Source organism: Ornithinimicrobium sp. CNJ-824, from assembly GCF_001942405.1.
Lineage (GTDB): Bacteria > Actinomycetota > Actinomycetes > Actinomycetales > Dermatophilaceae > Ornithinicoccus > Ornithinicoccus kibberensis.
Window position 1 is genome coordinate 81,053 of the sequence record NZ_MKKA01000059.1, and the last position, 23,395, is coordinate 104,447.

22 protein-coding genes and 3 pseudogenes are annotated in these 23,395 nt (G+C 71.9%); 14 read left to right on the plus strand and 11 right to left on the minus strand.

Going from position 1 to position 23,395, the window contains the following annotated elements; all coding sequences use genetic code 11:
- Window positions 1–1,989 carry a 2-oxoglutarate dehydrogenase, E2 component, dihydrolipoamide succinyltransferase gene (gene sucB / locus BJF81_RS14190; RefSeq protein WP_075958889.1) on the minus strand — a complete coding sequence of 663 codons (1,989 nt, stop codon included), beginning with the start codon at window positions 1,987–1,989 and terminating at the stop codon, window positions 1–3.
- Between the two features lie 87 nt (window positions 1,990–2,076).
- A pseudogene (gene lpdA, locus BJF81_RS14195) lies at window positions 2,077–3,455 on the minus strand (dihydrolipoyl dehydrogenase).
- 96 nt (window positions 3,456–3,551) lie between these two features.
- On the opposite strand from lpdA, the gene BJF81_RS18165 reads away from it, so the two are divergent.
- On the plus strand, window positions 3,552–3,728 hold the full coding sequence (locus tag BJF81_RS18165; protein WP_158068706.1) for a DUF5302 domain-containing protein: 177 nt from the start codon (window positions 3,552–3,554) through the stop codon (window positions 3,726–3,728).
- 128 nt (window positions 3,729–3,856) lie between these two features.
- Here BJF81_RS18165 and BJF81_RS14200 read toward each other — a convergent pair whose 3' ends face one another.
- Window positions 3,857–5,398, minus strand: a complete 1,542-nt coding sequence (locus BJF81_RS14200) for a leucyl aminopeptidase (RefSeq protein WP_075958890.1) — start codon at window positions 5,396–5,398, stop codon at window positions 3,857–3,859.
- Between the two features lie 91 nt (window positions 5,399–5,489).
- On the opposite strand from BJF81_RS14200, the gene gcvT reads away from it, so the two are divergent.
- Window positions 5,490–6,596, plus strand: coding sequence for a glycine cleavage system aminomethyltransferase GcvT (gcvT, locus tag BJF81_RS14205; RefSeq protein ID WP_075958891.1), 1,107 nt, complete (start codon window positions 5,490–5,492; stop codon window positions 6,594–6,596).
- A gap of 30 nt (window positions 6,597–6,626) precedes the next feature.
- Here the strand turns inward: gcvT and BJF81_RS17700 are convergent, their stop codons facing one another.
- Window positions 6,627–7,433, minus strand: a complete 807-nt coding sequence (locus tag BJF81_RS17700; RefSeq protein ID WP_075958892.1) for a helix-turn-helix transcriptional regulator — start codon at window positions 7,431–7,433, stop codon at window positions 6,627–6,629.
- A 222-nt stretch (window positions 7,434–7,655) separates the two neighbouring features.
- Between BJF81_RS17700 and BJF81_RS17705 the strand changes: the two genes are divergently transcribed.
- Window positions 7,656–7,880, plus strand: a complete 225-nt coding sequence (locus tag BJF81_RS17705) for a hypothetical protein (protein WP_075958893.1) — start codon at window positions 7,656–7,658, stop codon at window positions 7,878–7,880.
- Window positions 7,881–8,145: 265 nt separating this feature from the next.
- On the opposite strand, the gene BJF81_RS14220 is transcribed toward BJF81_RS17705, so the two are convergent.
- Both BJF81_RS14220 and BJF81_RS14225 read right to left on the minus strand, forming a co-directional pair.
- The gene (locus tag BJF81_RS14220; protein ID WP_075958894.1) at window positions 8,146–8,658 is read right to left on the minus strand and encodes a bifunctional adenosylcobinamide kinase/adenosylcobinamide-phosphate guanylyltransferase; all 513 of its coding nucleotides are present in this window, start codon (window positions 8,656–8,658) and stop codon (window positions 8,146–8,148) included.
- Window positions 8,655–9,521, minus strand: a complete 867-nt coding sequence (locus tag BJF81_RS14225) for a DUF937 domain-containing protein (RefSeq protein ID WP_075958895.1) — start codon at window positions 9,519–9,521, stop codon at window positions 8,655–8,657. Before BJF81_RS14225 ends, BJF81_RS14220 begins: the two co-directional genes overlap by 4 nt.
- A 147-nt stretch (window positions 9,522–9,668) precedes the next feature.
- On the opposite strand from BJF81_RS14225, the gene BJF81_RS14230 reads away from it, so the two are divergent.
- Complete coding sequence (locus BJF81_RS14230; protein ID WP_075958947.1) at window positions 9,669–9,887, plus strand: hypothetical protein; 219 nt, start codon at window positions 9,669–9,671, stop codon at window positions 9,885–9,887.
- Between the two features lie 21 nt (window positions 9,888–9,908).
- Here the strand turns inward: BJF81_RS14230 and BJF81_RS14235 are convergent, their stop codons facing one another.
- Complete coding sequence (locus BJF81_RS14235) at window positions 9,909–10,508, minus strand: DUF3043 domain-containing protein (protein WP_083664256.1); 600 nt, start codon at window positions 10,506–10,508, stop codon at window positions 9,909–9,911.
- Window positions 10,509–10,576: 68 nt separating this feature from the next.
- Here BJF81_RS14235 and BJF81_RS14240 point away from each other — a divergent pair, with 68 nt between their 5' ends.
- The gene (locus BJF81_RS14240; protein WP_075958896.1) at window positions 10,577–11,956 is read left to right on the plus strand and encodes a dipeptidase; all 1,380 of its coding nucleotides are present in this window, start codon (window positions 10,577–10,579) and stop codon (window positions 11,954–11,956) included.
- Window positions 11,953–12,903 (plus strand): glutathione S-transferase family protein, encoded by a 951-nt coding sequence (locus BJF81_RS14245; protein WP_075958897.1) that lies wholly within the window; start codon window positions 11,953–11,955, stop codon window positions 12,901–12,903. Before BJF81_RS14240 ends, BJF81_RS14245 begins: the two co-directional genes overlap by 4 nt.
- Before the next feature lie 434 nt (window positions 12,904–13,337).
- Here BJF81_RS14245 and BJF81_RS17715 read toward each other — a convergent pair whose 3' ends face one another.
- The gene (locus BJF81_RS17715) at window positions 13,338–13,913 is read right to left on the minus strand and encodes a hypothetical protein (protein WP_143780876.1); all 576 of its coding nucleotides are present in this window, start codon (window positions 13,911–13,913) and stop codon (window positions 13,338–13,340) included.
- Between the two features lie 277 nt (window positions 13,914–14,190).
- Complete coding sequence (locus BJF81_RS14250) at window positions 14,191–14,604, minus strand: hypothetical protein (RefSeq protein ID WP_075958898.1); 414 nt, start codon at window positions 14,602–14,604, stop codon at window positions 14,191–14,193.
- A 536-nt stretch (window positions 14,605–15,140) separates the two neighbouring features.
- On the opposite strand from BJF81_RS14250, the gene trpS reads away from it, so the two are divergent.
- The 8 genes and pseudogenes from trpS to BJF81_RS14285 all read left to right on the plus strand — a co-directional run bounded on the left by trpS (window position 15,141) and on the right by BJF81_RS14285 (window position 21,787).
- Window positions 15,141–16,262: a tryptophan--tRNA ligase gene (gene trpS / locus BJF81_RS14255; RefSeq protein ID WP_446740566.1), complete on the plus strand. Its 1,122-nt coding sequence runs from the start codon at window positions 15,141–15,143 to the stop codon at window positions 16,260–16,262.
- A 2-nt stretch (window positions 16,263–16,264) separates the two neighbouring features.
- Window positions 16,265–16,531 (plus strand): annotated as a pseudogene (locus tag BJF81_RS21655) (glycerate kinase); the annotation flags it as partial.
- A 79-nt stretch (window positions 16,532–16,610) separates the two neighbouring features.
- On the plus strand, window positions 16,611–17,357 hold the full coding sequence (locus BJF81_RS14260) for a glycerate kinase (protein WP_158068701.1): 747 nt from the start codon (window positions 16,611–16,613) through the stop codon (window positions 17,355–17,357).
- Between the two features lie 148 nt (window positions 17,358–17,505).
- Window positions 17,506–17,859 (plus strand): HesB/IscA family protein, encoded by a 354-nt coding sequence (locus BJF81_RS14265; protein WP_075958899.1) that lies wholly within the window; start codon window positions 17,506–17,508, stop codon window positions 17,857–17,859.
- A 67-nt stretch (window positions 17,860–17,926) separates the two neighbouring features.
- Window positions 17,927–18,652: a leucyl/phenylalanyl-tRNA--protein transferase gene (gene aat / locus BJF81_RS14270; protein ID WP_075958900.1), complete on the plus strand. Its 726-nt coding sequence runs from the start codon at window positions 17,927–17,929 to the stop codon at window positions 18,650–18,652.
- A gap of 51 nt (window positions 18,653–18,703) precedes the next feature.
- A complete protein-coding gene (ctaC, locus tag BJF81_RS14275; protein ID WP_075958901.1) occupies window positions 18,704–19,591 on the plus strand; it encodes an aa3-type cytochrome oxidase subunit II in 888 nt (295 codons plus the stop codon).
- A 15-nt stretch (window positions 19,592–19,606) separates the two neighbouring features.
- Complete coding sequence (gene ctaD / locus BJF81_RS14280) at window positions 19,607–21,382, plus strand: aa3-type cytochrome oxidase subunit I (protein ID WP_075958902.1); 1,776 nt, start codon at window positions 19,607–19,609, stop codon at window positions 21,380–21,382.
- A 3-nt stretch (window positions 21,383–21,385) separates the two neighbouring features.
- Window positions 21,386–21,787 carry a cytochrome c oxidase subunit 4 gene (locus tag BJF81_RS14285; RefSeq protein WP_075958903.1) on the plus strand — a complete coding sequence of 134 codons (402 nt, stop codon included), beginning with the start codon at window positions 21,386–21,388 and terminating at the stop codon, window positions 21,785–21,787.
- A 76-nt stretch (window positions 21,788–21,863) separates the two neighbouring features.
- Here BJF81_RS14285 and trpD read toward each other — a convergent pair.
- A pseudogene (gene trpD, locus BJF81_RS14290) lies at window positions 21,864–22,963 on the minus strand (anthranilate phosphoribosyltransferase).
- Window positions 22,960–23,382, minus strand: a complete 423-nt coding sequence (locus BJF81_RS14295; RefSeq protein WP_075958904.1) for a hypothetical protein — start codon at window positions 23,380–23,382, stop codon at window positions 22,960–22,962. The pseudogene trpD and the gene BJF81_RS14295 overlap by 4 nt, the downstream one beginning before the upstream one ends.
- Window positions 23,383–23,395: the final 13 nt, after the last annotated feature.

Genomic DNA, 23,395 nt, shown 5'->3' on the forward strand with positions numbered 1-23,395 from the left:
TCATACCTCGAAGCTCGCGTCCTCGAGGCGTTCCTTCATCGTGTTGAGGAAGCGGGCCGCGTCGGCGCCGTCGACCACGCGGTGGTCGTAGCTCAGCGCCAGGAAGACCATGTCGCGGATCGCGATCGTCTCCATCCCGTCCTCGTCCACCACGACGACCGGGCGCTTGACGACCGCGCCGGTGCCGAGGATGGCGACGTTGGGCTGGTTGATGATCGGGGTGTCGAACAGCGCACCCCTGGATCCGGTGTTGGTCAGCGTGAAGGTGCCGCCGGACAGCTCGTCCGGGGTGACCTTGTTGTCGCGGGTGCGCTCGGCCAGGTCGGCGATCTTGCGGGCCAGCCCGGCGATGTTGAGGTCGCCAGCGTCCTTGATGACCGGGACGAGCAGCCCGCGCGGGGTGTCGACCGCGACCCCGAGGTGCTCGGAGGCGTGGTAGACGATCGAGTCGTCCTCGACGCTGGAGTTGACGATCGGGTGCTCCTTGAGCGCCTCGACCGCAGCCAGGGCGAAGAACGGCAGGTAGGACAGCTTGGTGCCCTCGCGCCGCAGGAACTCCTCCTTGGTGCGCCGCCGCAGCCGGGAGATCTTGGTGACGTCGACCTCGACCACGGTGGTCAGCTGGGCGCTGCCCTGCAGGGACTCCACCATGCGGGTGGCGATGACCTTGCGCAGGCGGGACATCTTCTCGGTGGTGCCGCGCTTGGCGTCCGAGCCGCCGGAGGGCGCCGCCTTGGCGGCCGGCTTCTCCGCGGGCTTGCTCTCCTCGGCGGGGGCGGCCTGCTCGGCCTCCTTGGCCGGAGCTGCCTTCTCGGCCTCCTTGGCCTTGGCGGCGTCGAGCACGTCCTGCTTGCGGATGCGCCCGCCCACGCCGGTGCCCTCGAGCGAGTTGAGGTCCACGCCGTGCTGGGCCGCGAGCTTGCGGACCAGCGGCGTGACGTAGGCGCTGACGTCCTGCTGCGGCTGGGCCTTCTCCTCGTCCTTGCCACCGTCGCCGGGGGCCGGCACGTCGGAGACGTCCTTGTGCGAGGAGGTGCCGCTCTCGGAGGAGCTGACGCCTACGCCGACGGCGGGCTCGGGCTCCTCCATCTTCGCCGCGTCGTCGTTGGCCTCGCCGGTCTCGGACTTGGACTGCGACTCCTCGGCCGCCTCATCCTGGACCTCGGCCTCCTCGGCCAGGTCGCTGTCGGCGGACTCCGCCGCCTCCTCGCGGTCCTCCTCGTTGTCGGCCGCGTCGGAGGCACCCTCGTCCTCGGTGCTCTCCTCGGTCTGCTGTGAGGAGGCCTGCCCGCCGTCGTCGGAGGACCCGCCGGAGGCCCCTCCGCCCACGACGCACAGCTCGCCGCCGACCTCGACGGTCTCGTCCTCCTGGGCGAGGATCTTGCTCAGCACCCCGGCCACGGGGGAGGGGATCTCGGTGTCGACCTTGTCGGTCGAGACCTCCAGCAGCGGCTCGTCCACCTCGACGGTGTCGCCCTCGGCCTTGAGCCAGCGGGTGACGGTGCCCTCGGTGACGGACTCGCCCAGCGCCGGCATGGTCACGGTCTCCCCGCCGCCCCCACCGCCGGAACCTCCGGAGGCCTGCCCGGAGTCGCCGCCGTCGTCGGAGGACGCCTCCGGCTCGGGCTCCTCGGCCGGTTCTTCGGCCGGTTCCTGCGCCGGCTCCTCCGCGGGGGCCTCCTCCTGCTCGGGCTCGTCGGCCTCCTCGGCCTGCGCGTCGTCGGAGGAGCCGCCGCTGCCGGCGGACTCGCCCTCCTCGCCCACCACGGCCAGGTCGCCGCCGACCTCGACGGTGTCGTCCTCCTGGGCGAGGATCTCCAGCAGCACGCCCGCGACGGGGGAGGGGATCTCGGTGTCGACCTTGTCGGTCGAGACCTCCAGCAGCGGCTCGTCGACCGCGACGCTGTCGCCGACCTCCTTGAGCCAACGGGTCACTGTCCCCTCGGTGACGGACTCACCGAGGGCCGGCATCGATACGCGTTCCGACATCTGTTGTCTCTCCTCGTGGCGGGGGTTTGCAGTCTACGGTGCGAGCTGGCTGGGGGGCGGGTCAGGCGCGCCTTCGCTGACGCCGGGTCAGCCGTGGGCGTGCAACGGCTTGCCGGCGAGGGCCAGGTGGGCCTCGCCGAGCGCCTCGTTCTGGGTGGGGTGGGCGTGCACGAACTGGGCGACGTCCTCGGGCAGGGCCTCCCAGCCGACGACGAGCTGGGCCTCGCCGACCTGCTCGCCCATCCGGGCGCGACCATGTGGACGCCCACGACCGGGCCGTCGGGGCCGGAGCGGACGAGCTTGACGAAGCCGGCGGTCCCCAGGATCTGGGACTTGCCGTTGCCGCCGAGGTTGTACTCGTAGGTGGACACCTCCTCGCCCCACCGCTCCCGGGCCTGCTGCTCGGACAGCCCGACGGAGGCGATCTCCGGGTCGGAGTAGGTCACCTTGGGCACCAGGGAGTCCTCGACCGGTGCCGGCTCCAGGCCGGCCAGGTCCTCGGCGACGAAGATGCCGTGGGCGAACCCGCGGTGGGCCAGCTGCGGGCCGGGCACCAGGTCCCCGACGGCGCGGACGCCCTCGACGCTGGTCCGGAGCCTCTCGTCGGTCGTCACGAAGCCGCGGTCGAGCTCGACCCCAACCTCCTCGTAGCCCATGCCCTCGGTGCGGGGTCCCCGACCGACGGCCACGAGCAGCAGGTCGCCCTCGAGGACGTCCCCGCCCTCCAGCTCGACCCGCACGCCCTGGTCGTCCTGGGACGTGCCGGTCACCTTGACGCCGGTGCGGATCTTCATGCCGCGCTTCTTATACGCCCGCTCGACCGTCGTGGAGACGGCGGGGTCCTCCATGGCGACCAGCCGGTCCATCGCCTCGACGACGGTGACCTCCGCGCCGAAGCTGCGCAGGGCGGAGGCGAACTCGACACCGATGACGCCGCCGCCGAGGACGATCGCGTGCCGCGGGACCTCCTCCAGCTGCAGGGCCTGGTCGCTGGTCATGATCCGGCCGCCGATCTGCACGTCCGGCAGGGTCTTGGCGTAGGAGCCGGTGGCCAGCACCACGGTGCGACCGGTCAGCTCGCGGTCGCCGACGGTCACGGTGTCCTTGGCGGTCAGCCGCCCGGTGCCGGTGACCAGCTCGACCGTGTCGGCAGCCTTGACCAGTCCCTGCAGGCCCTTGTAGAGCCGCGCCACCACGCCGTCCTTGTACGTGTTGACCTTGGCCATGTCCACGCCCTCGAGGCTGGCGAGCACGCCGTAGCGCTCGCTGTCGCGGGCCATGTCGGCGACCTCGGCGGTGTGCAGGAGGGCCTTGGTGGGGATGCAGCCGCGGTGCAGGCAGGTGCCGCCCACCTTGTCCTCCTCGACGAGGGCCACGGTCAGGCCGAGCTGGGCGGCGCGCAGGGCGCAGGCGTAGCCCCCGCTCCCGGCACCGAGGATCACGATGTCGTACGTCGATGTCGGCATGGGCACATCCTGCCACCCGGGAGAAAATCGGGTGACAGCACGCCGCCCGGGTGGGACGCTGGACCCGTCCAGTCCCCGAGGAGAAGGAGGTGGCCGATGAACGACTCCCAGGCCGCGGACGACGTCAAGGCCAAGTTCCGTGAGGCGCTCGCCCGGAAGCAGGCGCACGCCGGGACCGACGTCTCGGACCACTCCGAGCGCGGCAAGGTCGCCGGTGCCCGCGGGGCGAAGACCTCCGGGACCCAGCAGATGTTCCGCCGCAAGAGCGGCTGAGCGGACCTCGTCCGAGCAGGCCGCGAGGGGCACCGTCCGGTCCGGACGGTGCCCCTCGTGCGTGCGGTCGCGCTCCCGCCTTCCCTGCCGGCTGTTGTGACACATCGGTCGCGGGGACGACCGATGTGTCACATGCCGGGGTCGGCCGACGTCAGCCGCGTAGGTGCGCGCCAGCTCCACGAGCGTGCGGACGGCCGCCCCGGTGCCGCCCTTGGGCACGTAGCCCCACGGCGACTTCTCGTTGACGCCGGGCCGGCGATGTCCAGGTGCGCCCACGGGATCTGCTCGGCGTCCTCGCTCTCGCCGCGCTTGCCCACGAACTCCTGCAGGAAGGTCGCCGCGACGCTGGCGCCCGCCGACCGCTCGCCGGTGTGCTTGAGGTCGGCCACGACGGTGTCGAGGCTGGGCCGGATCTCCTCGGGCAGCGGCAGCGGCCACGCGGTGTCGCCGACCCCGTTGGCCAGCTCGACGACCTGCTCGCGCAGCGCGTCGTCGTTGCCCATGACGCCCATCGTGCGGTCGCCCAGGGCGATGATGCAGGCCCCGGTCAGGGTGGCCACGTCGACGATCGCGTCGGGGCCCTGCTCGGTCGCCAGCGCCAGCCCGTCGGCCATGACCAGCCGGCCCTCGGCGTCGGTGTTGATGATCTCCACCGTGCGGCCGTCGCGCATGGTGACCACGTCGCCGGGGCGCTGGGCGAACTCGCCCAGCATGTTCTCGGCCAGGCACAGGTATGCGGTGACCCGCACCGGCAGCCCGAGTTCGGCGACCGCGGTCACGGCCGCGGCGACGGCGGCGGCCCCGGCCATGTCCATCTTCATCGTCACCATGGAGGCGCCGGGCTTGAGGCACAGGCCGCCGGAGTCGAAGGTGATGCCCTTGCCGACGAGGGCCAGGTGCCTGGTCGCGCCCTCCGGCTCGTAGCGCAGGGTGACCAGGCGCGGACCCCGGCCCGAGCCCTGGCCGACGCCGAGGATGCCGCCGCAGCGCTCCTCCTGCAGCCGCTCGGTGTCCCAGACCTCGACCTGGACGGGGGAGCCGTCGAGCCGCTCGCCGACGTTGGCGGCGAAGGACTCGGGGTAGAGCAGGTTCGGCGGGGTGTTGACCAGGTCGCGGGCGTAGCGGACGGCGTCCACGACGGCCGTGGCCTGCGCGGTGGCTGCCTCGACCTCGTCGGCGGCCACGCCGGTGACGACCGCCTCGCCGAGGGCCGGCTTGGCGGACTCGGCCTTGCCGACGCCGTGGTGCTCGGCGAAGGTGTAGGCCCCCAGCACGGCGCCGCCGGCCACGGCCACGGCCTCCTCGGTGGTGGACTGGCCCAGCGCGAACGCGGCCCGCTCCCGACCGGTCAGGGCGCGGGCGGCGACCCCGGCCGCGCGCCGCAGGCGCTCGGTGCGGGGGGCCGGGCCCGACGGCATACCGACGACCACGACCAGACCCGCGGCCACCCCGGGGACGCCCGTGAGCCGGGTGGTCTCGTCCGCGCCGGCCTCGGCGCCGAGGGTGGTCAGCGCCTCCTGCACGTGCTCGGCGGTCTCGGCCGGCAGGCCGTCGGCGACGAGGGCCACCTGCCCGTCGTCTTTGGTCGCGGCCAGCACCAGGGTGTCGGCCTGCACCGTGGCCGGGTCCTGGTCGGTGAGAGTGAGCGTGGTGCGGCGGTTCTCGGCCATCGGGCAACGTCCTTCGTCGGTTCGTTCCGGTCAGTTTCCCCACGAGGGTAAGCCACCCCTGCGACGGTCCCCGGGGCTAGGCTGTGCGGGCATGAGCGCCTCATCGACGAAGACGTCCCCGCTGCACGACCGCCACACCGCCCTCGGCGCCAAGATGGCCGACTTCTCCGGCTGGTCGATGCCCATCGAGTACCCCGGCGGCGGCGTGGTCGCCGAGCACACCGCCGTGCGCGAGCGGGTCGGCATCTTCGACGTGTCCCACCTGGGCAACGCGCAGGTGAGCGGTCCGGGAGCCAAGGACTTCCTCAACCGGTGCCTGACCAACGACCTGGAGCGGATCGAGCCGGGCAAGGCGCAGTACACGATGTGCTGCGACGAGGACGGGGGCGTCGTGGACGACCTTATCGCCTACCTGCGCTCCGAGGACGACGTCTTCCTCATCCCCAACGCGGCCAACACCGCCGAGGTCGTCCGCCGGCTGCAGGAGGCCGCGCCGGAGGGGGTCATGGTGGAGAACGTGCACGAGGACTTCGCCATCCTCGCGGTCCAGGGCCCGCGCGTCGACGAGGTGATGGAGGCCGCCGGGCTGCCGGTGGGTCACGACTACATGAGCTTCGTCGACACCACCTGGCGCGACCGGCCGGTCACCGTCTGCCGCACCGGTTACACCGGGGAGCGGGGGTATGAGGTGGTGTGCCGGGTCGAGGACGCCGAGCAGGTCTGGGACGCCCTGGTCGAGGCGATGGCGCCGTTCGACGGGCTGCCCTGCGGGCTGGGTTCGCGGGACACGCTCCGCACCGAGATGGGGTATGCGCTCCACGGCAACGAGCTCTCGCGCGAGATCACCCCGGTGATGGGCCGCACCGGGTGGGCCGTGGGCTGGAAGAAGGACACCTTCTGGGGCAAGGAGGCCCTGACCGCCCAGCGGGAGGCCAAGGAGTCCCGGCTCTCCGGCGGTCTGCTCGTCACCGGCCGGGGGATCCCGCGGGCCGGCTGCGCGGTGCTGGACGCCGACGGCACGACGATCGGCGAGGTCACCTCCGGGACCTTCTCGCCCACGCTCAAGCAGGGCATCGCGCTGGCGCTGCTCGACCGCGGCGTGACCGAGGGCGACGAGGTGAGCATCGACGTGCGCGGCCGGCAGGTCGCCGCGCAGGTGAAAAAGCCGCCGTTCGTGGAGGGCGGCGCCAGCTCCTGACCGGCGCCGGCCGCTGACCGCGGCCGGGCGTCAGCCCGCCGCGGCCTCCAGGTCGCGCAGCCAGGCGATCGCCTCCGTGCGGCTCTGCGCGCCCACCCGGGCGTAGGCGTTCTCCAGGTGCTTGCGCACGGTGTTCTCCGACAGGCCCAGCTGCCGGCACACCTGCCGGTTGGACATGCCGGTGGCCACCAGCCGCAGGATCTCCCGCTGCCGCTCGGTCAGCGGCCGGCGCTCGGGGACCACCCGCAGCTCGGGAGCCACCTCGTGCTCGAGGCTGGCCGCCAGCAGCGGCTTGAGGTGCGGCAGCAGCAGCTCCATGAGCACCAGCTCGCGCTCGCCGAACGGACGACCCTCCTCACGGCCGGCGAGGATGCGCAGCGATCCGCCGGGCCCTCCGTGCGGGTAGGCGAGCAGCAGCTCGTCGACGCCGTGGCCGTACTCGGTGTTGGCCGGGTGGTTCGCCCAGGTCCGCTCCCCGAGCGACAGGCAGCAGGCGGACACGCTCGGGCGGCCGGTGCGGTCGACCAGGCTGCAGTCCAGCTGCCACCAGTAGTGGCTGAGCACCTCCACGGCCGGGTCGTCGTCGATCTCGACCAGTTCCTTGCCCCAGGCGGCGCCCTCGTCGCCGTGGGAGACGAACTGCACCCAGCTGCGGCGGAACCTCGGCCCGACGTTCATGTCCTGGAAGTTGACCCAGTCGCTGCCGATGAGCTGCTCGATGCGCCGCAGGACCTGGCCGACGGTCTCCCGGCCCGGCGGATGGCCGCCCGGTCTGGCCAGGTCGAGGATGTCCTTGAGCAGCACGATGTCGTGCCCGGTGACGCCCCTGCTTCCCATCCCGCTCACCCCTGCGAGCTCGCTGCGCCGTCGCCGTCGGCGGCGTTCCTGCCAGCTCTCCCAGGGTAGGTCCGCGGCGGGTGGCGCCGCCATACGCGGAACTGCGTAGTGTCCGTTCGTCGTATTCCGCGGGGGTGTGCCGGCGGCGCACGGTGGAGGGGCAGCACCAGCTGCACCCCGACGGCCCGGGCGATCAGGCCCGGGCGGGGGTCGAGCAGGGAGATGGGACAGATGGACGCAGGAGTTCGTCGTCGGATCCTCACCAGCGTCTCCGCCGGAGCGCTGGCCGGGGTCCTGGGTGCGGGTGGGATGGCCGTCGCTGTCGGCGGTCCGACCTACCCCGCCGACGTGGTGCCCGGGGTGTGCGGTGAGGCGCCGCAGCCGGACTGGGAGCCCAACGAGAAGGCGTCGGCCTGGTTCTGCGCCTACGGTCAGGCCGCCGAGTAGGCCGCACCGACCGGAGACGGTCGGCACGAGGGAGGAGATGGTCGACATGGATGCAGCAGGAGCTCGCCGGCGGGTCGTGGGACGGGACCGTACGACCAGGACCGGGCCATGCAGGCCTGGGCCGACCGGTTGACGGCGCTCGCCGAGGCTCACCTGGCGGCAGGGCGGTAGCCCGCCCGACTGACGCCGGAGGGTTGCACCGGCAACGGCGGCCCGGACCGACCAGGTCCGGGGCCGCCGTCCGCGCGTGCTGGACGAGAGGCGGTCAGCGCCCGGCGGTGGGTGCGCCGGTGAGGTCCAGGACCCGGCCGGCCACGATCGCGTGCACCTGGCCGCTGACGGTCGAGACCCGCTCGTTGGCGTGCGCGAGCAGGTCGACGAGGAAGGCGTCGCGGGGGTCGGCCGGAGGCAGGGACCACGACGGCTCGGTGGTGAGCACCACCACGTCGAAGGGGACCGCGCTCGCGGCCACGGCCAGCTCGTCGAGCCGGTCCTGCACGAGACCCCGCGCCGAGGCCGGGTCGTCCCACAGGTCCTCGCCGTCGAGGGTGCCGCGCAGCCAGTCGGTGAGGTCGTCCACGAGGACGGGGTGGCGCGAGCCGAGGATCGAGCGGCTCAGGTCCCGCGTCTGCACGAGCCGCCACCCGTCGGGGGAGTCCTCCGGCCCGGGGCCGTCGTGCGTGACGAGGTGCGTCACCTGGGGGTGGGCGGAGAGCAGGGAACGGGCGTGCCGGGCCGCTCCGTTGCGCGGGCCACCGATCACCAGGGTCGTCGTCATGGGCAGCGTCTCCTCGGTCGGTCTCGCTCGCGGTGCGCACCGACGCATGAGCCGGCCGCAGGGGGACGGGACGGGCGGGGCGCGGGTGGGCACAGCATACCGACCCGCACCCCGCCGGGAGGGACGCCCCGGGGCGGGGGCGTCAGCGCCGACCGAGGATGCCCCCGAGCACGTCGCCGAGGATGGAGCCGCCGCCGGAGGACGGCTGCTGGCCGCGGCCGGTCGCCCCGCCCAGCGCGCCGCCGAGCACGTCCTGCAGCACCGAGGTCAGGTCGCCGCCCTGGCCGCCCGGCACCTGTCCGCCGCCGGTCCGCCCCTCGCGGGGCACGTCGACGTCGACCCGGGCCGTCGCGGTCGCCGTCCATGCGTCCGAACGGTCCGTCGGCGGTGCCGCCGGAGCGCGTGTCGGCGCGGCCCGCCCCGCCCATGTCCGTCGTCCGCCCGCCGGCGTCCCCGACCCCGCCACCGGCACGACCGGTCACCTGCTTGGCGAGCCAGGACAGCACGATCGGCGCGAGGATCGGCAGCAGCTTGCGCACGAGCGAGGAGGTCTGCGCGCCGCCGAGCCCGCCGAGCTGCTGGGCGACGTCGTCGGTCTGCCCGCCGAAGACGTGGTTGACGATCTTCTCGCCGTCCTGCTCGTCGACGGCGTCCACCCGGGGGTTGTCGGCGAGGTCGTCCTGGTGCTGGCCCAGCGCGTCCAGCAGCGACGCGGCCCCCTGCGGCTGCTGGGCGTTGGCGCCGAGGCCGGCGAGCAGGGCGGGCAGCGCGGTGCGCACGGCCTGACGGGTCTCGTCCTCGCCGGCGCCGACCCGCTGGGCGAGCTGGTCGGTCGGGATGGCGCGCATGAGGTCCTCGAGCATGGTCGTCCCTTCGTCGTGGCGGCCCAGGTCGGCCCGCCTCTGCCGCTCACCCTAGTGACGGCGCCCGACGACGGCAGGTCGGCCGCCGGGAGGCGCCCGCCGGCCGCCGGATGGCCGAGCTCCCGGTCCGGCACCTACGGTGGGGGGATGAGCGAGCGCTGGACATGGAACTACGAGCAGGCCGACGGCACCCCGGTCGACGACCTGGGGATCGCCTCGGTCACCTTCCCGACGCAGGCCGACGCCGAGGCCTGGCTGTCCCAGGAGTGGGGCACGCTGGCCGACGCCGGCGTGCAGGCGGTCACGCTGAAGCGGGACGAGGAGGTCGTCTACGGGCCGATGAGCCTGAGCCCCGCGGCGGAGTAGCCGGGGAGCAGGCGCGCGTCGTCAGCGGCGCACGAGGTCGGCGCCGCGGTCGACCGCCGGCCGCGGGATCCGGGAGCCGCGCATCTGGAAGGCGCGCAGCACGACGTACCAGGCGGAGCCCTTGCCCGGCTCGTGGCCGAACTCGGCGACGAAGTCCTTCTTGGTGCGCCGCCACAGCAGCCAGGAGTCGACGATGCCGAAGAGCATGAGGGCGTAGGCCGACAGGAACATCCCGTTCTGCGCCCAGTCGAAGGGCAGCAGCGACAGCGCCAGGATGAGGATCATCACCGGCAGCAGGATCTCGCCGATGTTCCACCGACGGTCCACCGCGTCGCGCAGGAACCGGCGCTCGGGGCCGCGGTCGCGCTCGTGGAGGTACTTCTCCTCGCCCCGCATCATCCCCTCGCGGACCTTCGCACGCTGCTCGCGGATCTTGCGCTTCTCCTCGGGGGACTTCCCCTTGGTGCTGCCGGCCACGAGCGGTCGGCGGTTGGCCGCCTCCGCCTCGCGTCGCTTGGGGGTCGGGCGGCCCTTGCCGTGGGGCCGCGACGGGTCGACGGCCGGCTCCACCGTGGTCGTGGTGGGGGCAGCGGTCTCCGTCGTCTTCTTCCCGAACAGCACGGCCCCAGTGTATGCGGCCGCGCCACCCGCCCCCGCCAGGCGCCGAGGCGCGGCCTAGGGTCGGGTGCATGAGCCACCACACCTCTTCCGAGCGCACCCAGGAGCTGGCCGCCCGCGTGCGCGACCTCATGCCCGGCGTGCGCTCCGACCTGGAGTCGCTGACGCGCATCCCGTCGGTCTCCCTCGACTCCTTCGACCAGCGGCACGTCGAGGACAGCGCCGAGACCGTCGCCGACCTGCTGCGGGCCGAGGGCCTGGAGGTCGAGATCGTCCGCGAGGGTGGCCGGCCCGCCGTCATCGGGCACCGGCCCGGTCCGGAGGGCGCGCCGACGGTCCTGCTCTACGCCCACCACGACGTCCAGCCGCCCGGCGACGACGCCGACTGGGACACCCCGGTCTTCGAGCCGACCTTGGTGGGGGAGCGGCTCTACGCCCGCGGGGTGGCCGACGACAAGGCCGGGGTCATGGCGCACGTGGCAGCGCTGCGCGCGCACGGCGGCCGCCCGCCGGTGGGCGTGACCGTCTTCGTCGAGGGCGAGGAGGAGATCGGCTCCGACAGCCTGCCGCGCATCCTGGAGCGGCACGGCGACAAGCTGGCCTGCGACGCGATCGTCCTGGCCGACTCGCACAACTGGAAGGTCGGGGTCCCCGCCCTGACGACCACCCTGCGCGGCCTGGTCCGCGTCGTCGTCGAGGTCCGTGCGCTCGACCACGGCGTGCACTCCGGCCTCTACGGCGGGGCCGTGCCGGACGGGCTGACCGCCCTCTGCCGGCTGCTGGCCACCCTGCACGACGACGCCGGCGACGTGGCCGTGCCGGGGCTGATGAGCTCGCAGGCGGCCGACCTCGACTACTCAGAGGAGGACCTGCGCGCCGACTCCGGCCTCGCGGACGGCGTCTCGCCGATCGGCACCGGGTCGCTGCTGAGCCGGCTGTGGACCAGGCCGTCCATGACGGTCATCGGGATCGACGCGCCGACCGTCGACAGGGCCGCGAACCTGCTCATGCCCGTGGGGCGCGCCAAGCTGTCGATGCGCATCCACCCTGCCGAGTCTCCCCGCACCGCATACCTCGCCCTCAAGGAGCACCTGGAGAGCAACGCGCCGTGGGGGTGCCGGGTGAGCGTCTCCCTCGAGGACGAGGGCGACGGCTTCGCCGCGGACGCGCAGGGGCCGGTCTACGACGCGGCGCGGTCGGCCTTCCGCGACGCGTGGGACGGCGTGGAGCCGGTGGACATCGGCGTCGGCGGGTCGATCCCGTTCGTGGCGGCCTTCGCCGAGAGGTTCCCGCAGGCGTCGATCCTGGTGACCGGCGTCGAGGACCCCGACACCCGCGCGCACGCGGCCAACGAGAGCCTGCACCTGGGCGAGTTCGAGCGGGTCTGCGCCGCCGAGGCGCTCCTGCTGGACCGGCTCGGGCGGCATGGACAACGAGAGGATGAGGCATGACCCAGGACAAGGAGCACGGATCGTACGTCAGCGGCGGCGGCGAGTACGAGCGCAAGACCCGCTACATCGAGACGCGCATCACCAGGGACGGCCGGGACGGGTATGCCGTGGAGCCGGGACGCTTCCGGCTCGCCGTCTCGCGGGCCTGCCCGTGGGCGCACCGCACGATCCTGACGCGCAAGCTGCTCGGGCTCGAGGACGTGCTGTCGATGGCGGTCGCCGGGCCGGTGCACGACGCCGACTCGTGGACCTTCGACCTGGACCCCGGCGGCGTCGACCCCGTGCTGGGCATCCCGAGGCTGAAGGACGCCTACGACAAGCGGCCCGACGGCTACCCCGAGTCCGGGATCACCGTGCCGGCGGTCGTGGACATCACGACCGGGATGGTGGTGACCAACGACTTCGAGCAGATCGTCAAGGACCTGGTCACCGAGTGGACCGACTACCAGCGCAAGGACGCCCCCGACCTGTGGCCCGAGGCGCTGCGCGACGAGATCGAGGCCATCTCGCGGGCCAACTACACCGAGGTCAACAACGGTGTGTACCGGTGCGGGTTCGCGGGTTCGCAGGAGGCGTACGATGCGGCCTACGACCGGCTGTTCGCGCGGCTGGACTGGCTCGAGGAGCACCTGGCCACGCGGCGCTACCTGGTGGGGGAGCAGCTGACCCTCGCCGACATCCGGCTGTGGCCGACCCTGGTCCGCTTCGACGCCGCCTACCACGGGCACTTCAAGTGCAACCGCAGCAAGCTGACCGAGATGCCGGTGCTGTGGGCCTACGCGCGCGACCTGTGGCAGACGTGGGACTTCGGCTCGACGGTGAACCTCGAGCACGTCAAGGCGCACTACTACGCCACGCACCTGGACATCAACCCGACCGGGATCGTGCCGAAGGGGCCGGATGTGTCGGGGTGGGAGGTGCCGGCCGGGCGGGAGGCGCTCGGCTGATCTGTCCCGTGGGAGTCGTCACGTGGGAGTTGGGGACGGTCCCGAGAGCTACGTGACGAGAGTTGCGGGACGCATGCAGGGAGGCTTGCGAGAAGGCCTACGACCATGACCTCGCCGCGCTGGACTGGCTCGAGGGCACCTGGCGACGCGGCGCAATCTGGTGGTGCAGGTGCTGCGAGGGGCCCGCGACCTGTGGCGGACGCACGACTTCGGCTCGACGGTGAACTTCGAGCACATCAAGGCGCACTACTACGCGGTGCAACGGGATATCCACCCGACCGGGATCGTGCCAAGGGGCCGGACACGGCGGAATGGGAGGTGCCGGCCGGCGAGCCTGGGCCGAGCCACACCGTCAGAGGCGTGTTAACCACCGTGTGGTGCTCCTGCGCATCATGCGCACCGTAGGCTGCCGCAGGATCGTAAGTCTTAGTTGGTCAGCACTCAAGGCCGGGAGGCGAGACTGCGGACGCTGCCACACCGGAGTCGGTGACCTCGCAGTCGCTCTTCCGTACCCACTGCCAACCGATGGACTGGCCAGTCTGCGGGCTGCTGCCGTAACCGCCTGACGTGACATAAATTCTCATGGATGCCGTGCCCGCAGGAACGCAGACGGCGTTCATCATTGCGTTGTCTCCACACGCCTCCACGGCGCAACCACCGGGGGCGGCACAGGAGAGGACGTCGGACGTGATCGAATGCACGCCTACCGAAGTAGTGCCAATCAGGTAGGATGTGAACTGGATGTAATAGTCTTCGCTCGAAGCGTTGCTGAGGGTGACAGGCACGCCATAGGACTGCTTCGGAACACAGGAACTTTCACACGACCCACCTGGGTTCTTGTACGCGTTGTCGAAGTCAAAGGCGGGCGGCGGTGGGCAACTGTTGGGCGAGCACTGCACGTCGGCCACAGCCGCCGAGGCTCCTATCGCCACGACCGGCACGCTCCACGCGGCACCCTTGACCAGCGTGCGGCGGGTGGGCTTCAGACCGCCGGTGTGCTGTGTACTCATTAACTCTCCCCTTGATCCCTTGTGACGTGCATGCATGGAGCGCGAACGCTGGGCCTCACTGCGCTCCGTGCAGGTCAAGCCGACAGGCAGCCAGACACGGCGCGTCACGCTGAGATGAGCCACAGTGCCACGCGCACCGCACGGCGGGGACCCTGAGCCAACGAGCGGTGCAGCGTCGACTATACCCCCACGGAGCTCGGGCATCCAGTGACCGCGTCCGCCGCCGGTCTCTTCTTGACTGATCGCGTGCTCGCCGCCGCTCGCAGCCGTGGAGGAGTCAGAGGTCCTGCGTGCCCCCGTCCGCCGTGGTCGACATCAGGCTCGTCGTCGACGACTGGGGGATGTCAGGCACGACGATGGCGCCCCGGGGCTGCGTCTCGACGAGGCAGTCGGTGAAGCTGATCCGGCTGAGGGCGACGTGCTGGTTCTGGGAGTTGCCACTGGTGCCGGCGCGGTAGCGGAACGTGACTTCCTGGATGGGCCCCGCCCAGGTCACCGTGACCGCGCCCGAGCCGGAGTTGATCGGGTTGTCGCCCCAGCTCGACCGGCGGAACGGACTGGACGAGGTCCCGCTGCCCTGCAGGGTGGAGCCCAGGGAGTACGTGTACCCGCTGGTGAGGATGACGACCTCGTCGCGGTAGCCGCCGTAGGTGCTGTCGATGTCGTGGATCGAGAAGGACAGGTTCTCCATCGGCTGGCTGAGCGTGATGGTGACGTCGATGTAGTCGTTGTTGTTCGCCTCGGGTTGAGCATCTCGATCTCGACGTAGCTGAAGGGCGGGGTGGTGGTCGTGCGAGCCACCTGGCAGGTGTTACCTCGCCTCGAGGAGCCGACGTTGTAGTCGTAGGCCACTGTGGCAGTCACGGTCGAGGGGTAGAAGGAGATGGGCCCACCAACGCACGTCCCGACCTGGAGATTGTCGAAGGTGGTCTGCACCACGCACTGCGATGCACCGACCGCGTGGGCCGGTGAGGCCATCGCCACGACCGGCACGCTCCACGCCGCTCCCTTCACCAGGGTGCGGCGGGTCGGCTGCACGCCGACATGACGGACAGGCTGAACGCCCATGTTGTTCTCCCCGAGTAATGGTGATCGTCACGGTCCTGCTCCCGGTAGGGTAGCGCTCCGGGCCGCCCTGTCAAGGATGGCACCGCCTCGAGTCGCAGCAGGCGCACCGGCGCCCGTCCCGTAGCATCGACCGACGTGACCACGACCTCCGACACGCACCTGGACGACACGCACCTGGACGACAGCTCCGAGGCCCTCGCCGACAGCACCTCCGACGCCTCGCTGGCGCGCAGCCTCGCGCGCAGCGCGCAGATCGAGCGGCAGATCGAGACCGACCCGGCGCAGTTCCGGATGCTGACCGGCGACCGGCCGACGGGGCACCTGCACCTGGGCCACTACTTCGGCAGCCTGCGCAACCGGGTCGCGCTGCAGGACAAGGGCGTGGAGACGTTCGTGCTCATCGCCGACTACCAGGTCATCACCGACCGCGACGGCGTGGACCACATGCGCGAGCGGGTGTTCTCGCTGCTGACCGACTACCTCGCCGTCGGCCTGGACCCGGCGCGCACGACCGTCTTCACGCATAGCCAGATCCCCGCGCTCAACCAGCTGATGCTGCCCTTCCTGTCCCTGGTCACCGACAGCGAGCTGCGCCGCAACCCCACGGTCAAGGCCGAGCAGGAGGCCACCGGCGGCCGGCCGATGAGCGGGCTGATGCTCACCTACCCGGTCCACCAGGCCGCCGACATCCTCTTCTGCAAGGCCAACGTCGTGCCGGTCGGCAAGGACCAGCTGCCCCACCTCGAGCAGACCCGCGTCGTGGCCCGCCGCTTCGACGAGCGCTACGGGCGTGCCGGCGACAAGAGCGCCCCCGTCTTCCCGGCCCCCGACGCGCTGCTGTCCGAGGTGCCCAACCTGCTCGGCACCGACGGCACCAAGATGAGCAAGTCGCGCGGCAACACCATCGAGCTGCGGATGAGCGCCGACGAGACCGCCAAGGTGCTCAAGAAGGCGGTCACCGACTCCGACCGGCACATCACCTTCGACCCCGACGCCCGCCCCGGTGTGTCCAACCTCCTGCAGATCGCCGGTCTGACCACCGGCCGCGACCCCCGCGCGATCGCCGAGGAGATCGGCGACGGCGGCTCCGGCACCCTCAAGAAGCTGGTCACCGAGGCGGTCAACGAGCACCTCGCCCCGATCCGCGCCCGCCGCGCCGAGCTCGACGGCGACCCGGCCGAGCTGCGCCGCATCCTCGCCGACGGCAACGCCCGGGCCAACGAGGTCGCCGACGCCACCCTCGACGAGGTGCGCGAGGCGATGCAGATGGTCTACGCCTGACCATGGTCCAGCGCGCTCCCCGCGTCGTCGTCGTGGCCGACGGCTTCGGCGGGCTCGGCCCCCACGAGGCCGCCGAGCAGGCCGCCGCCGGCTGGTCGGCCACCGCGACCCATGCCACCGTCGAGGCGCACGCCAGCCACGACGGCGGGGCCGGCTTCGCCGAGGCGGTCGCCCGCACGCTCGGCGGGACGGTCCACCCCGTCGTCGTCCCCGGGCCCACCGGGGGAGAGGTGCCCGCCGGGATCGCGCTCGTCGAGCGCGACGGGACGCGCACCGCATACCTCGACACCGCCCAGGCCTGCGGGCGTCACCTCATGGATGCGGAGTCGCTCCGCGACCCGGGGGGGTATGACGAGCGCCGGCGTCGGCGCCCTCCTCACCGCGGCGCGGGGCACGGGGGTGGACCGGATCGTCGTCGGCGTGGGCCCGCTCGCCTGCCACGACGGCGGTCTCGGCCTGCTGCAGGCCCTGGGGGCGGGCGAGGACCTGGCCCGGCTGCCCGAGGTCCGGCAGGACTGGGCCGGCACCAACCTCGTGCTCGCGACGACCACCGAGGCCACGTTGCTGGGGTTCAACGGCGCGAGCGCGCTGCTGACCGAGGACTTCGGCGTGGCCCCCGCGGTCTCCCAGCGGCTCGAGGGCGAGCTGGGCCGGCTCAGCGACCGCGTCAACCAGGTGGTGCCCCCGGTCAAGGAGCTGCTCACCGGGCTGCCGCGCCGTCCCGAGCGCGAGGTGGGGTCCGGCGCCGGGGGAGGCGTGGGCTACGCCCTCCAGCTGCTCGGCGCGCGCACCGTGCCCGGCGCCCGGCTGCTGCTCGACGAGCTCGGCCTGCGTGAGCGGCTGCCAGGGTCGCTGCTCGTCCTGGTGACGACCTCCTACGACGGCGCCACCGTCCACGACGGCGTCGTCGCCGAGACGGCGAAGGCCGCGCTGGACACCGCCACGCCCACGGTGGTGCTCGCCGCCGAGGTCGCCGTCGGTCGCCGGGAGGGGATGGCCCTGGGCGTCAGCGGCAGCTACGAGCCGAGGGCGGGGGAGGACCTTCCCGCGACGGCGGCCCGCGTCGCCCGCACCTGGACGCCGCCGCCGCGATGACACGGCCCCGGGGAATCGACGAATTGTCGGAGCACGACCGGATCTGACGTACGCTGGCACCGGACGGCTCGGCCGCGTCGGGAACACCCGCCGCCGCGACGACGTTGCCTCCGAGAGACCGACCCACCTCAGGGAGAGGACCCGCAGCATGACCGACACCACCCAGAGCACCGCGACCCACGGCGTGACCCTGTCGGACCTGGCCGCCGAGAAGGTGAGGAGCCTGCTGGCGCAGGAGGGTCGTGACGACCTCCGCCTGCGCATCGGTGTCCAGCCCGGTGGCTGCTCCGGCCTCATCTACCAGCTCTACTTCGACGAGCGCACCCTCGACGGCGACCTGTTCGCCGACTTCGGCGGCGTCGAGGTCGTCGTCGACCGGATGAGCGCCCCCTACCTCGACGGGGCGTCGATCGACTTCGCCGACACGATCGAGAAGCAGGGCTTCACCATCGACAACCCCAACGCGGGCAGCTCCTGCGCCTGCGGCGACAGCTTCAGCTGAGTCCTTCCGACACGCCCTCGTCCCGGTCGGGACGGGGGCGTTCGTCGTGCCGGGGGGACACTGGGGTATGCCGATCGAGCCGCCGCCCACGCCGTGGCACCTCACCGCCGAGGGGGCCACGCCCGGGGACGACCTCGTCGGCATCGGGGCGGACCTGGAGCCGGGCACGATCCTGCGGGCCTACCGCTCGGGCCTGTTCCCCATGGGCCTGGGCGTCGGCGGCGCGCCGCCGCTGGGCTGGTGGTCCCCGGACCCCCGCGGGGTGCTGCTGCCCGGGGACCTGCACGTCTCCCGCTCGCTGCGCCGGTCGCTGCGTCGGTTCGAGCTGCGGGTGGACACCGCCTTCGAGGACGTGGTCGCCGGCTGCGCCGACCCCTCGCGGGACGGGCGCTGGATCACCCCCGCCGTCGCGACGGCATACACCCGGCTGCACGAGCTCGGCTGGGCCCACTCGGTGGAGGTGTGGCGCGATCAGGAGCTGGTCGGCGGGCTCTACGGGCTGGCGGTCGGTCGGCTCTTCGCCGCCGAGTCCAAGTTCCGCCGGGTCACCGACGCCTCCAAGGCCGCCGTCGTCGGGCTGGTGCAGGTGCTCTCCGAGGACGGTATGCCGTGGGTGCTCGACGTGCAGTGGTCCACCCCCCACCTGGCCTCCCTGGGCGTGCGCGAGGTGCCGCGCACCGCATACCTGCGGATGGTCGCCGCCGCGGTGGCCCAGGAGCCGCCGGATCGCTGGCGCGGGGTGCACGACAATACGTCGCACGTCGTGCGAGAATCCCCGGGTGCGCCACGGTAAGGTGTGCGGAGGTCATGCCCGGTGTAGGTGCGAGGAAGTGCGAGGTGTCCAGTGACGAGGCGTGAGAAGAGCAGGTCCGGCGGCGGGTCCGCCCGACGGTGGGGCCTGACCGCGACCGCCGGGGCGGCCGCGGTGCTCCTGTCCGGGTGCGGCGAGGCCTTCACCCGTGGCTACCTTCCCGAGCCCGTCACCGAGGCCGCCGACGAGGTCGTCTTCTTCTGGAACGCCGTGTGGATCGCCGCGCTGGCGGTCGGCCTGCTCGTCTGGGGCCTGATGCTGTGGGCCGTCTTCGCCTACCGCCGCCGCAGCGACGACGAGCTGCCCCCGCAGTTCCGCTACCACGTGCCGCTGGAGATCCTCTACACCGTCGTGCCGATCCTCATGGTCGCGGCGATCTTCGGCAAGACCGTCGAGGTCCAGAACACCCTGCTCGAGCGGCAGGACGACCCGGACGTGGTCGTCAACGTCGTGGGCAAGAAGTGGAGCTGGGACTTCAACTACATGAACGAGGACGTGCACGTCGCCGGCATCCAGGCCAACGACCTGAACAAGGGCGAGGAGGGGCTGCCCGAGACGCTGCCCACCATGGTCCTGCCGGTCGACAGCCGGGTCGAGTTCGTGCTCACCTCGCGCGACGTCATCCACTCGTTCTGGGTGCCCCAGTTCCTGCAGAAGCTGGACATGGTCCCCGGGCGGGTCAACATCTTCCAGGTGACCACCACCGAGGAGGGCGTCTTCCAGGGCAAGTGCGCAGAGCTGTGCGGCGCCTACCACTCCGAGATGCTCTTCCAGGTGGAGGTCGTCTCCCAGGGGGAGTACGAGACCTTCATCGAGGACCTGCGCGACTCCGGCAACACCGGCATCCTGGGCACGGAGCTGGACCAGTACGAACTTCAGATCGACCAGCAGGACAAGCTCGTCGAGCCGGCCGGACGCTGACGCGGAGGACTACCAGTGGCGATCATCAACTCACCCGACACGCAGGGGGCAACGACCTCCCCCCGGCGCCCGGAGGACAAGGACTCCTTCGTGCGCCTGGCGGTCAAGGTCCTCACGACCACCGACCACAAGGTTATCGGCAACCTCTACTTCGTCACCACGATGGCCTGGTTCATCGTCGGTGGCCTCATGGCCCTCATCATCCGGGCCGAGCTCTACACCCCGGGCCTGCAGGTCGTGGACAACCCCGACCAGTTCAACCAGCTGTTCACGATGCACGGCACGATCATGCTGCTGATGTTCGCGACACCGCTGTTCGCCGGTTTCGCCAACGCGCTCGTGCCGCTGCAGATCGGCGCGCCCGACGTGGCCTTCCCGCGGCTGAACATGCTGGCCTACTGGATGTACTTCTTCGGCAGCCTCGTGGCGGTCGGCGGCTTCCTCACCCCCGGCGGCGCGGCCTCCTTCGGCTGGTTCGCCTACCAGCCGCTCGCCGGCCCGACGCACAGCCCCGGCCTGGGCGGTGACCTGTGGGTCCTCGGCCTGGCGGTGACCGGCTTCGCGACGATCTTCGGCGCGGTCAACTTCATCACCACGATCGTCTGCATGCGCGCCCCGGGCATGACGATGTTCCGGATGCCGATCTTCACCTGGAACATCCTCATCACCTCGATCCTGGTGCTGATGGTCTTCCCGGTGCTGGCGGCCGCGTTCTTCGGCATGGCCGCCGACCGCATCTTCGGCTGGCACATCTACGACCCAGAGTACGGCGGCGCCCTGCTCTGGCAGCACCTGTTCTGGTTCTTCGGCCACCCCGAGGTCTACATCATCGCCCTGCCGTTCTTCGGCATCATCACCGAGATCATCCCGGTGTTCTCGCGCAAGCCGATCTTCGGCTACAAGACCCTGATCTTCGCCACGATGGCCATCGCCGCCCTGTCGGTGTCGGTGTGGGCCCACCACATGTACGCCACCGGCGCGATCCTGCTCGAGTTCTTCGCCATCATGACGATGCTCATCGCCGTGCCCACGGGAGTGAAGTTCTTCAACTGGATCGGCACGATGTGGAAGGGCTCGGTCAAGCTCGACACCCCCATGCTGTGGGCCGTCGGCTTCCTGGTGACCTTCCTCTTCGGCGGTCTGACCGGTGTCATCCTGGCCAGCCCGGCCCTGGACTTCCAAGTCACCGACTCCTACTTCGTCGTGGCGCACTTCCACTACGTGGTCTTCGGCACCGTCGTCTTCGCGATGTTCGCCGGCTACTACTTCTGGTGGCCCAAGCTCACCGGGCACATGCTCAACGAGACCTGGGGCAAGGTGCACTTCTGGCTGCTCTTCCTCGGCTTCCACGGCACCTTCCTCATCCAGCACTTCCTGGGCGTCATCGGGATGCCGCGGCGCTACGCCGACTACATGCCCGAGGACGGCTTCACCTGGATGAACCAAGTCTCCACCGTCTCCTCGTTCGTGCTGGCCGTCTCGATGCTGCCGTTCTTCTACAACGTGTGGCAGAGCTTCCGCACGCCCAAGGTCACCGTCGACGACCCGTGGGGCTGGGGCGGCTCGCTGGAGTGGGCCACCTCGTGCCCGCCCCCGCGGCACAACTTCGACGCCATCCCGCGGATCCGCTCCGAGCGCCCCGTCTTCGACCTGCACCACCCGGAGGTCGGCACGATGGAGTCGCCCGAGCCGGACAAGTCCGTCGCCGAGGAGCTGCTGGGCGGCCCCGACACCGACCCGCGTGGTCGGGTCGGCACCGAGACCGGTGGTCGCACCGGAGAGGAGCGCTGAGCCGTGAAGGCTGAAGCCAAGGTCTTTGCCTACCTGATCCCCTTCTTCCTCCTCGTCGGGGTCATCTACGCCTACTTCACCGGTCTGTCCGAGTGGGTCGGCATCCTGGGCCTGCTCCTGACGGCCGTGATGACCGGGTTCGTCGCGTGGTTCTTCTGGCTGTCCGGCCGCACGGTCGACGCCCGGCCCGAGGACAACCTCGAGGGCGAGATCGCCGACCAGGCCGGGGACTACGGCCACTTCGCGCCCTACTCGTGGTGGCCGCTGTGGCTCGGCCTGTCGACGACGGTCGTCGTCCTGGGCGTCGCGGTCGGCTGGTGGCTCACCGTCGTGGCCACCCCGTTCCTGGTGGTCTCGATCCTCGGCTGGACCTTCGAGTACTTCCGCGGCGAGAAGGCCGTCTGAGCGGACGACCCGCCCCCCGCACAGCCAGAACCCCCGGCCGATGCGGCCGGGGGTTCTGCTGTCGTCGGGACGGTCGTCAGGCAGTCAGGGCCCGGCTGGCCTCGACCCACCGCCCGACCAGTGCCGCGGCCGTGCCCTCGTCGATCGCCCGGGCGGCCCGGTCCATCCCCGCACGGACGTGGGCGTGCAGCTCGTCCTCGGTGCGCGGGTGGGGGCCGTTCTCCCCGGCCTGCAGCAGGGCAAGAGCCACGCCGGCGTTGAGCAGGACCGCGTCGCGCACGGCACCGGTGGAGCCGGCGAACAGGTCGCGGGCGACCTGGGCGTTCTGCGCGGCGTCGCCTCCCCGCAGGTCCTCGACCGTGTGCAGGGGGACGCCGAGGCGGGTGGGGTCCAGCGTCCACTCCTGCACGGACCCCCCGCCGTCGACCCACCACAGGCGGCTCGTCGTGGCCGGGGTCACCTCGTCCAGCCCGTCGTCGCCGCGGAACACGGCGGCGGTGGTGCCGCGGTCGGCGAAGACCCCGGCCATGAGGGGGGCCATCCGCGCGTCCGCCGAGCCCACCACGGCATACCGGGGCCGGGCGGGGTTGGTCAGCGGGCCGAGGAAGTTGAAGGCCGTGGCGATCCCCAGGTCGCGACGCACCGGGGCGACGTGCCGCATCGCGGGGTGGAAGACGTTGGCGAAGCAGAAGGTGATGCCCACCTGGCCGGCGAGGTCGGCGACCTGGTCGGGGGACAGGTCCAGCCGCACGCCGAGGGCCTCGAGCATGTCGGCCGAGCCGGACCGGCTGGAGGAGGCCCGGTTGCCGTGCTTGACGACGACCGCCCCGGCGGCCGCCGTCACCACGGCCGCCATGGAGGAGATGTTCACCGTCATCGCGCGGTCGCCGCCGGTGCCCACGATGTCGATCGTGGGTCCCTCGACGGTCAGCTGCTGGGCGTGCTCGAGCATGACGCCCGACAGGCCCACCATCTCCTCGACCGTCTCACCCTTGGCGCGCAGCCCGGTGAGGAAGGCGGCCACCTGGGCGGGGCCGGCCTCGCCGACATGATCCGGTCCATCGCCCAGCGGGTGTCCTCGCGGGACAGGTCGTGCCGGCCGACGAGCGCGGTCAGCAGGTCCGGCCAGGTGGTCGCGGCGGCGTCGCCGGCGGGGGAGGTCGCTCCGCCGGTCACCGGCGGGCGAGGTGGGCGACGGTGTCGGCCAGCTTCTCGGGGTCCAGGGGGCGCGGCACGGCCGCGTCCGCCAGCGACCACGTCGCCAGCCAGCCGTCGACGGGACGGCCGGTGAGCACGACGATCGGCGGGCAGTCGAAGACCTCGCTCTTGAGCTGGCGCGCCAGACCCATCCCGCCGTAGGGCTGGGCCTCGCCGTCGAGGATGAGCACGTCGTAGCCGCCCTCGTCGACCGCGGCCTCCACGGCCGGGGCGGTCGCGCACTCGTGCCAGCGCTCCACGACGACGTCGTCGGCCGGGCGGTCACCCACCCCGAGCCGGACCTGGTCGCGCACCGAGCGGTCGTCGCTGAAGAGCAGGACCGAGATGCTGCGGGCCTGGGTGTCAGGGTGCTGGGACGCGGCGGGGGTGACGGTCATGGGCACGATCGTA